This window comes from Roseateles sp. P5_E11, from assembly GCF_054049355.1.
In genome coordinates, this window is record NZ_JBFUMO010001188.1 from 1 (window position 1) to 582 (window position 582).

Sequence of the window (582 nt, forward strand, 5' to 3'; positions counted from 1 at the left end):
CGCTGCGCAGCGTGCGCCCCGGGCGCGGCGCGGCCAGGCTCCAGCCGGTCCAGCGGAATAGCGTCTCGTGCAGGTACTGGTCGTCCGGCGCCCCGGGCGAGGCGGTGGCGGATGCACCCTTCACATGGCCTTCGTCGGCCGGCAGGTCCACTGCCTGCTCGGGCAGCGCGCCACGGGCCAGCGCGCGAAAAGCGCCTTGGCGCTGCACGAGGCTGCGCCACCTGGGGTCGGCGGCGTCCCAGGCATCGATGCGGTAGCCGCGCAGCACGTCCTCGGCGAACAACGTCACCGCGGCGGCGGCCGCGCCGCCGGCCTTGATGGCGGCGTTGTTCAGCGCCGCGGTGGCGGCATTGATGCCCACACTGCCCGCGCGGCCGTGGCGCGACACGCCGATGCCACCGGAGCGCAGGTTGGCCACCGGCTGGCGGTCGCCGGTGGTGTAGGTGACGGCGCCGTGGGCGCCCATCTCCAGGTGCTTGGCGACGAGGTTCTGCGCCGTCAGCAGGAAGTTGACGGTCTTCAGCGACGCGCCGTCGGGGTCGACCTGGTAGATGTCGAAGGGGCTGCGCGCCTGCAGGTAGT

Annotated in this window: 1 pseudogene; it reads right to left on the minus strand. The window is 73.5% G+C overall.

Going from position 1 to position 582, the window contains the following annotated elements:
* A pseudogene (locus ACXJKR_RS34250) lies at positions 1-582 on the minus strand (hypothetical protein); the annotation flags it as partial.